This window comes from Streptomyces sp. NPDC052299 (assembly GCF_040679335.1).
Taxonomy (GTDB): domain Bacteria; phylum Actinomycetota; class Actinomycetes; order Streptomycetales; family Streptomycetaceae; genus Streptomyces.
Genome location: NZ_JBFAUP010000029.1, coordinates 55,742 through 64,704 on the forward strand (window position 1 = coordinate 55,742; position 8,963 = coordinate 64,704).

6 protein-coding genes are annotated in these 8,963 nt (G+C 69.7%); all 6 read right to left on the reverse strand.

All coding sequences use genetic code 11. The features are described 5' to 3' along the window. Position 1 precedes the first annotated feature (1 nt). Complete coding sequence (locus tag AB0L33_RS32800) at positions 2-886, reverse strand: carbohydrate ABC transporter permease (protein ID WP_365687218.1); 885 nt, start codon at positions 884-886, stop codon at positions 2-4. Continuing rightward, positions 883-1,845: a sugar ABC transporter permease gene (locus AB0L33_RS32805; RefSeq protein ID WP_365687219.1), complete on the reverse strand. Its 963-nt coding sequence runs from the start codon at positions 1,843-1,845 to the stop codon at positions 883-885. Before AB0L33_RS32805 ends, AB0L33_RS32800 begins: the two co-directional genes overlap by 4 nt. Further along, on the reverse strand, positions 1,842-3,182 hold the full coding sequence (locus AB0L33_RS32810; protein ID WP_365687220.1) for an extracellular solute-binding protein: 1,341 nt from the start codon (positions 3,180-3,182) through the stop codon (positions 1,842-1,844). Before AB0L33_RS32810 ends, AB0L33_RS32805 begins: the two co-directional genes overlap by 4 nt. Before the next feature lie 92 nt (positions 3,183-3,274). Continuing rightward, positions 3,275-4,804: an alpha-N-arabinofuranosidase gene (locus AB0L33_RS32815; protein WP_365687221.1), complete on the reverse strand. Its 1,530-nt coding sequence runs from the start codon at positions 4,802-4,804 to the stop codon at positions 3,275-3,277. A gap of 46 nt (positions 4,805-4,850) precedes the next feature. Next, positions 4,851-5,849, reverse strand: coding sequence for an arabinan endo-1,5-alpha-L-arabinosidase (locus AB0L33_RS32820; protein ID WP_365687222.1), 999 nt, complete (start codon positions 5,847-5,849; stop codon positions 4,851-4,853). A gap of 199 nt (positions 5,850-6,048) precedes the next feature. After that, a complete protein-coding gene (locus AB0L33_RS32825) occupies positions 6,049-8,562 on the reverse strand; it encodes an alpha-L-arabinofuranosidase C-terminal domain-containing protein (RefSeq protein WP_365687226.1) in 2,514 nt (837 codons plus the stop codon). Positions 8,563-8,963 lie beyond the last annotated feature (401 nt).

Genomic DNA, 8,963 nt, shown 5'->3' on the forward strand with positions numbered 1-8,963 from the left:
TTCACTGGCCGGCCAGACCCGTGTGGGCGATGCCCCGCACGATCTGCCGCTGGAACAGGGCGAAGACGAGCAGCAGGGGCAGGCCCGCGATCACGACGGAGGCCATGATCTGGGCGTACCGGACTCCGAAGCCGGACTGTACGGTGACCAGTCCGACCGGGAGGGTCATGGCCTGGGGATCTGTGGTGACGAGGAAGGGCCACAGGAAGTTGTTCCACGTGGAGATGAACGTGAAGATCGCGACCGCCGCGAGGACCGGCCGGGACAGCGGCATGACGATCGTCCAGAAGACCCGCCAGCGCCCGGCGCCGTCGACGAAGGCGGCCTCTTCCAGTTCTCTGGGCACCCCTTCGAAGAACTTCACCAGGATGAACACCATGGCGGGAACGGCGACCTGGGGAAGGATCACTCCCCAGTAGGTGTCCACGAGCCCCATACGGACCATCTGGGTGAACAGCGGTGCGATGAGGACCTGGGGCGGCACCATGATCCCGGCGAGGACGAGGCCGTACAGGAGCTTGCGTCCCCGGAACGTGGTCCGGGTGAAGCCGTAGGCGGCCATGGCGCACAGGAGGACGGTGAGCAGGGTGGTGAGGCCGGAGACGATGACGGAGTTCACCGTCCACCGCAGCAGGTCGCCCGACTCCCACACCTTGGCGTACGCGTCGAAGGTGATCCGCGAGCCGATCCACTCCAGCGGTGTCTTGGTCGTCTCCCCTTCCGGTTTGAGCGACGTGGCGACGGCCCAGAGCAGGGGCAGCAGCCAGCCGGCGGCCAGGACGAGCGCCACGACGAGCAGCGCGATCCTGCCCGCGGTCCAGCGGGACCGGCGGCTCTCGGTACGGGACGAGCGGGTGGTGCGGTCACGGACGGTGGCGAGGCTCACTTGCCGGCCTCCTCTTTGCGCCGGGCCAGTACGGGCTGGACCAGGGAGACGATCAGGATGAGGGCGAAGAAGATGTAGGAGACGGCGGACGCGTAGCCGATCCGGTAGCCGGTGAAGCCCTGCTGGTAGACGTACTGCAGGATGGGCCGGGTCGAGTCGTCGGGTCCTCCGCCGGTCATCAGGTAGACCTGATCGAAGATCTTGAGCGAGGCGAGCACCTGGAGGACGAGCACGAGACCGGTGGTGCGCCGCAGGAGGGGCAGGGTGATGTGGAGCAGCTGGCGCCACGAGCCGGCGCCGTCGAGCTCGGCCGCCTCGTACAGGTGCTGCGGTACGGCCTGGAGCGCCGCGAGGTAGAGCAGGAAGTTGAACCCGACCGTCCACCACACCGTCGTCAGGATGATGGAGAGCATCGCGTAGCGTTCGTCGCTCAGCCAGCCGATGCCGGGTTCCAGCCCGACGGAGGCCAGGAGCTGGTCGGCGAGCCCGAATCCCGGCGGGAAGATCATCTGCGCGAACAGCATGCAGACGACGCCGGAAGGCAGCAGGAACGGCGCGAACCAGCTCAGCCGCCAGAGCCACTGCACGAACCGCAACTGGTGGGCGAGCAGGGCGAGTACGAGTCCGACCAGCACGAGCGGGATGGTGGAGAGCACGGTGAACCAGACCGTGTTCCACAGCGAGGACCACATCTGCGGATCGGCCAGCGCCTCCGCGTAGTTGTCCAGGCCGACGAAATCCGCCTCGGTGCCGGTGATGTTCTCGCTGGTCAGGCTCATCCCGAGGCCGCTTATCAAGGGCCAGACGAGAAAGAGACCGTAGACGATCAGGAACGGGGCCACGAAGACGAGACCGTGCTCGGTCCACTTCCTGCGGACGGTCCGGGACCGTCCCGTGACGGCGTCGCGGCCGGCTCCTGAGGCCGAGGGGGCCGGAGCGGAGGGGGTGAGCGTGGTCATGACGCGACTCCGGGAAGGGGGTTGCGGGTGTCGAGGAGAAGGCCGAGCCGGTGCTTCGCCTCGGAGAGCGCCGCACGGGGGGAGCGGGAGCCGGTGAGCAACGTCGAGAAGACCTCGCCGAGTTCGATCCACATCCGGGACGCGGAGCCGGCGAACCAGGCCGGTTCGTCGAGCACGACGTCGTCGATCACGTCGCGGTAGGCCGACTGCGGATCGAGCGCGAGGTAGGCGGGATCCGAGAGAACGGGCCGGTACGCGGGTACGTGGCCGCCCGCCGCCCACTCGACGGAGTTCTTCAGCATCCAGGCGACGAAGGCGCAGGCGGCCCGGTCCGTCTCCGTGTCGCGGTCGCGTTGGTGGGGCAGGACGAAGGCGTGGGAGTCGGCCTGCGTCGTCGCCCGTCGTCCGAACAGCGCGGGGACGCGCGCCATCGAGAACGGTATCCCTCCCGTTCGGAAGGTGGTGACCTCCCAGTCGCCGTTGAGCTGGAACGCGGTTCGCCCCTGGTTGAAGATGCCCACGGCAGCCCCGTAGTCGGCGCGGCGCCTCCACAGCCCTTCGTCCACGAGCGTGGCCATGTACTCGAGTACCCGCAGGGCTTTGGCGTCGTCGAGGGCCAGGCCCTTGCCGTCGGGCGTGAGGACGGTGCCGCCGGTCTGGGAGTAGAAGGTGGAGAAGAGGCGCCAGGGGGTGATGCAGTCCGGTCCGAGGGTCTCGGTGACGAGGGGGGCCGTGCCGGTCACCTTCTTGGCGGCGCGCAGGGCCTCGGTGAACTCCGCCGCGCCCTCGATGGGCTTGAGACGCTTCCCGTCCATCAGGCCCGCCTTGCGGCAGATGTCGGTCTGGTAGTAGAGCACGACGGGGTGGGTGTCGAGAGGGACGGCGTACTGGCGGCCGTCGATCTGCCCGCGTCGCCACAGGTCCTCGGGGAAGTCCTCCGGGCGGATGCCCGACTCGGCGAGGAGGTCGAGGTCGAACGGGTCGATGAGCCGGCCGGGGCCGAACCCGGCCAGCCGAGCCATGTGGAGCGCGGCGACCTCCGGCGCGCGGCCTCCGGCGCCGGCCATACCGAGCTTGGTGTAGTAGGGGGCGCCCCACTGGAGCGTGGTGGCTTCCAGGTCGATGTCCGGATGGGCGGTGCGGAAGGCGTCCAGCATCGTCTGCATGTTGACGCCGTCGCCGCCGCCGAAGAGGTGCCAGAACCTGAGCCCGGTGTGGCCGGACGCGGCGGCCGAGGGCGCGGCGCAGCTCGCGGTGGACGCGAGGGCGCCGACCGTGGCGAGGGTACTCAGGGAGCCGGCCAGGACACGGCGCCGACTGGGGTGGGGTGATTGCATCGCGGCTCGTCTTTCCGGGGTGCGGCGGAGGGCGGCTGTCGGCCGCCCTCCGGTGGGAACCGCCCGAAGGCGGCCTTCCTTGCGGCGGCCCGTCAGGCCAGGCGGATCATGGTCCAGGACAGCGGTTCGAGGGTGACGCTCAGCGCGGAGCCGGCCAGGACGGCTCCCTCGCCCGGATGGGGCGTTACGCGGTCCGGCTCCGCAAGGGTGTTGCGGGCGTCCGGGTCCGCGTCGGCGAGGACGGTGTGCTCGACGATCCGGTCGAGGCCCATACTGCCCAGCGCGACGCGCAGGGGCAGGGGGCGGTCCTGCGAGCGGTTGACGGCGAAGACGGTGACGGCTCCGGTCTGCGGGTCCCGTACGGCGGTGGCTTGCAGCAGCGGCACGTCGCCGTGGACGGCGGTGGGGTACGTGGGCGACTCGACGCGTACGTCGAGGACCTCGCCGCGGCCGTGGCGTGCGGCGTGGGCGAAGGGGTAGAAGGTGGTCTGCCGCCAGGCCGGGCCGCCGGGTTCGGTCATGATCGGGGCGATGACGTTGACCAGTTGGGCGAGACAAGCGACCGTGACCCGGTCGGCGTGCCGCAGCAGGGCGATGACCAGCGAGCCGAAGACGACGGCGTCGGTGATCGAGTAGTTGTCCTCCAGGAGGCGGGGGGCCTCCGGCCAGTCGAGCGGGTTCTCGGCGGCCTCGGCCTCGAAGCGGCTCTGGTACCAGACGTTCCACTCGTCGAAGGAGAGGTTGATCTTCTTCTTGGACTTCAGCCGGGCGCCGATGTGGTCGCAGGTGGCGACCACGTTCTCGATGAACGACTCCATGTCCACGGCGGAGGCGAGGAAGGAGCCGCGGTCGCCGTCCTTCTCCTCGTAGTAGGCGTGCAGGGAGATGTAGTCGACGAAGTCGTACGTCTCCTCCAGGACCTTCGCCTCCCAGGACGCGAAGGTGGGCATCGCCTGGCTCGATGAGCCGCATGCGACGAGTTCGAGGTCCGGGTCCATCTGGCGCATGGCCCGCGCCGTCTCGGCCGCCAGCCGGCCGTACTCCTCCGCCGTCTTGTGGCCGGTCTGCCAGGGCCCGTCCATCTCGTTGCCGAGGCACCACAGGCGTATGCCGAACGGTTCCTTGTCGCCATGGGCGGCCCGCAGGTCGGAGAGGGCGGTCCCGCCGGGGTGGTTGGCGTACTCCTGCAGTTCGAGGGCCTCGGCCACGCCCCGGGTGCCGAGGTTCACGGCCATCATGGGCTCGGCCTCGGGGCCGGCCTTCTCCAGGAACGCCATGAACTCGCTGAGCCCGAAGCGGTTGGTCTCGGTGGAACGCCAGGCGAGGTCGAGACGGCGCGGCCGGTCCTCCACGGGGCCGACGGAGTCCTCCCAGCGGTATCCGGAGACGAAGTTGCCTCCCGGATAGCGGATGGCCGTGACACCGAGCTCGCGGACGAGGTCGAGTACGTCGGTGCGCAGGCCCGCCTCGTCCGCCGAGGGATGGCCGGGCTCGAAGATGCCGGTGTAGACGCAACGGCCCAGGTGCTCGACGAACGAACCGAAGAGACGGGGGTTCACCTCGCCGACGGTGAACGCCGGATCGAGGGTGAACCGGGCGACGTGGTCAGGGGTGGTGGTCATGACTTCCTTTCGTGGGGCAGGGGTGCCAGGGGCCGGGCGGTCGCCGTCAACGGGCGAGCACCGGCCATCCGTCGGCACTCCAGGAGAGCGGGGTGAGGCCGAGCTTGGGAGTGCCCTGGTCCTCGGCGTCGTAGTAGTGGTGGACGAGGACGTCCCGGCCGCGGTCACGGAGCACGGACTGTCCGCCGGGTCCGAGGTACTTGCCGTGGGCGGCCAGCAGCAGGTCGCCACCGCCCTGCGTCATCGGCCTGCCGTCGCGTCCGGTGTAGGGGCCGGTCGGCGAGGTGGAGCGGCCGACGCGGATGTTGTACGTCGACTCGACGCCCGCGCAGCAGCGGTCGTACGAGACGAAGAGGTAGTAGTAGCCGCCCCGGTGCACGACGTACGGGGCCTCGACGGCGTAGGGGGCGTCGGGCCGGGTGGCCAGGTGGTGGACGGGGGCCGCGGGAAGGGGGCGCCCGGTGCGGTCGTCCAGTTCCACCATGCGGATGCCGGTCCAGTAGGAACCGAAGGACATCCAGAGTCTGCCTCCGCCTTCGACGATCCCCGGGTCGATGGCGTTGTAGGGGTCCGCCGTACCGCTCGCGAAGATCTCTCCTTGGTCGGTCCACGTGCCGGGCCGGCCGCTGGAGGAGGTGGCGAGCCCGATGGCGGAGTGGTTCGAGCCGAAGGAGGAGACCGCGTAGTAGAGCCAGTAGCGGCCCTTGCGGTGGACGATCTCGGGGGCCCAGGGGTCGCTCTCCGCGGAGTAGGAACGCCACCAGGCGGGAAGCGTGGTGAAGGCGGAACCCGACCTCTCCCAGCGGCGTCCGTCCCGCGAGGTACGCGCTTCGAGGCCATCGTGCGTGGAGTAGACCACGTACGTTCCGTCCTTGAGGCGGATCGCCGAAGGATCATGGACGACGACGTCCCCGGTGACGGGCAGCGGATCGGGGTAGGCGTCCGCCGGGGCGGCCGACGCCGTGGGGACCAGGCAGGCGAGCGCCGCGGCGGCGGCAGCCAGGAGTGCTGCGGTTCGGTGGCGGACGGTGCGTCCGGCATTCATGGAAAGCTCCTTCGACAACCCATGGAAAAGGGCGCGCTCGGCATGACGAGCAGCTTGAAAGCAGGGAGAACCCCGACGGCTCGAACGGGCCGTCGGGCCGCTCGCCCCACGGCTGTGTGGGGGCCCCGGCCGTGGAGGACTGTCGTCCTCCACGGCAGGGACGCAGGGGCGGCGGTGGGCCCCGCCGCGCCGGTCGCTTCTACCTGCTCTTGACGCGCAGGAAGGTGACGGAGTGGGCGGGGAAGGTGTAGGTGAAGGTCCGTCCAATGCCCTTCAGCGTCGACTTCCGCGGGCGGATCGGGCGGGCGTCGGCGCTGTTCACCGCGTTCGGCGCGCCTTCCAAGGTGGTCACCCGGGCCGTCGACGCGACCTTGGAGGTGCCGAGGTCGATGCTCGTACGTGCCGCGGTCGCCTGGGCGTTGACGACCTTGACGATCAGATCACCCTTGTCCCGGGTCACCACCTGACGGAAGGGCTCGGCGGTCTTGTCGTCGGTGAAGGAGCCCCACTCCTTACCGTCCAGGTAGAGGGTGACCTGCCGGCCGCGCACCTGGACGCGGAGGTCGTAGGTACGGCCCGTCTCGACGGTGGCGGGTTTGTCCAACAGGGTCTGCTTGCCCCCGTCGACGGCCTTTTCGACGGCGGAGCGGGTATTGCCCCAGCCTCCGAGGTTCCACCAGTAGTAGTTCCCGGTGTCACGTACGCCGAAGGCGACCAGGAACCCTTCCTTGCCGGACTTCTTCGTGGCCTTGACCTTCAGGTCGTAATCCTGCCAGCCCGGGTCACCCGCGGTGACCAGGGTGTCCTCGGCGGCTTCGTCGGTCTGGACGTACGCTCCGTCCTGGACGGTCCAGGTGCCGCGCCCGGCCGCCGGCGTCCACCCGGAAGCGCCGGTGGAGAAGTCGTCCTTGAGGAGGGTGGTGCCGTCCGCCGCCGTGACCTCGACGTCGTCGTAGGAGGCGCTGGTGGCCCAGGTCGACAGGCCCACCGCGCCGGTGATCGGTCCGGAGACGGACGGGGTGGCGGAGGCGCGGCTCGGCACGACCCGGTCGCCGGTGTTGTTCATGAAGAGCTTCTGGACCTCGTAACTGGTGGAGCCCCAGGAGCGGTTGTTGTCGAACCAGATCATGTCGGGCCGCCACTGGTTCTTGTTCACATCGGCCAGCAACGGCGCGTACGACGCGAGCTTGACGACGTCCGCGTTGCGTTCCAGGCCCGTCATGAACGCCGCTTCGGACAAGGAGTTGGCGAAGCGGTTGTCGAGGGAGGCGTACTCGCCGAGGAAGACCTTGGGGCCGCTGCGGTCGTAGGAGTCGTAGCGGTCGTTGTTCTCCAGGAACCACTGCGGGGAGTTGTAGTAGTGCTCGTCGACCATGTCGACGCCCGACGTGCGGTTGAGGTCCCACAGCCGGTCGAAGGTGGCGCCCGAGGAGGCGGGGCCGGAGTTGGAGACGAGCGTGATCTCGGGGTACTTGGCCGCGATCGCCTTGCGGAACTCGGTGAAGTGGGCGAAGAAGGCGTCGGGCAGGTTCTCCTCGTTGCCCACGGCCAGGTGGGTCAGGCCGAAGGGCTTCGGGTGGCCCATCTCGGCCCGCTTGCGGCCCCAGGTGGAGGTGACGGGGCCGTTGGCGAACTCGATCAGGTCCAGGGTGTCCTGGATGTGCCGCTTGAGCAGGGCCGGGTCGTCGGTGGACTGGTTCTGCCCGCAGCCGGTGACGAGGGCGGGCACGACGGGCAGCGGCATCGCGCCGATGTCCTCGGCGAACTGGAAGTACTCGTAGTAGCCGAGGCCGTAGCTCTGGTGATAACCCCAGAAGTTGGCGTTTGCCGCCCGCTGCTCGACCGGGCCGATCGTGTCCTTCCACTGGTAGGAGCGGCGGCGTTCCCAGTCCGGGGCCTCGTACGCCTGGTGGCTGCCGGTGTTGACCAGGCAGCCGCCCGGGAAGCGGAGGAAGCCGGGGTTCAGGGCGGCGATCTTCTCGGCGAGGTCCTTGCGCAGCCCGTTCGGGCGGCCCTTGTACGTGTCGTGGGGGAAGAGCGAGGCCATGTCGAGACGGAGGGTCCCGGCACCGGCGGCCGTTACCGCGAGCCGTCCCGCGGTGGTGGTCGTCCTGGGGACGAGCGTTCCGGTGTACTTGGTCCACCGGTCGCCGCGCACGGTGATGCCCAGCGGCGCGGTCAGAGCGGTGCCGTCGGCGGTGCGCAGTTCGGCTGCGAGGCGGGTGCCGGCGGCGTGGTCCGTGCGTGCCCAGACGGAGAAGTCGTACCGCTTCCCCTTCTGCAGGGCCATGCCCGCGCCGTACCCGCTGTTGACCACTCCGAAGCGGCCGGTGCCGCCGCCCGTGCCGGCGAGGTCGACCCGCAGGTAGTTGCGGTTGCGCTCGTTCAGCCGCTCGGCGTCGTCGACGACCGTGACAGATCCGGTGGCGCCGCCGGACGCGGTCTGCTGCCAGGCGGTCAGCGGGGTGTAGGTGCTGTTGTCGACCGGGCTGAACTCGAAGGAACGGTTCTGTACGAGCTCGGCGTAGAGACCGCCGTCGGCCGCGTTGTTGATGTCCTCGAAGAAGACGCCGTACATGGTGGGGTCGATCGCCGGCCCCGTGCTGTCGGCGTCGACGGAGAGGGTGTAGTCGGTGACGGCGGGGTCCGCCACCGCCGGGGCCTGGGTGAGGAGGCCGGCTGCCAATGAGGTGGCGAGCAGGCCGCCGGTGATGACACCGGGCTTGCTGAGGGTTCCGTTGCGGGGGCGCAAGGCGGCTCTCCTTGAGGTGGACGGTGCGGGGGCGTCGTGCTCTCGGTGCGCAGGCAGTACGTGCGGGGCCCGGACGGTCGTCGGCGCTCGGGCTGTCGTGCTCCGGACGGAGGTGGTCGGCTGCGGGCCGCCCACCACGGTCAGGCGGTGGCCGGGTTGCCGCAGCAGGCGTCCGGGCCGTGCTCACGGTCGGGCTGGGCGAGTGTCATGTCGGGTGTGCTCCTCGGTTGTGCTGGGGAAAGAGGTGGTGCGGGTCTGTGGGGTGGCGTGCCGGTCAGGCCGTGGTGGTGGTGCGTGCTGTGTTGCGGATTCGGCGCAGGCGGTGCAGGAGGAGGTCGGCGCCGGTGCCGAAGTGGTCGTGC

Bases quoted from the DNA above. Each gene is read 5' to 3' on its own strand.
- AB0L33_RS32805 (WP_365687219.1), bottom strand. From the start codon at position 1,845: ATGACCACGCTCACCCCCTCCGCTCCGGCCCCCTCGGCCTCAGGAGCC.
- AB0L33_RS32810 (WP_365687220.1), bottom strand. From the start codon at position 3,182: ATGCAATCACCCCACCCCAGTCGGCGCCGTGTCCTGGCCGGCTCCCTG.
- AB0L33_RS32815 (WP_365687221.1), bottom strand. From the start codon at position 4,804: ATGACCACCACCCCTGACCACGTCGCCCGGTTCACCCTCGATCCGGCG.
- AB0L33_RS32820 (WP_365687222.1), bottom strand. From the start codon at position 5,849: ATGAATGCCGGACGCACCGTCCGCCACCGAACCGCAGCACTCCTGGCT.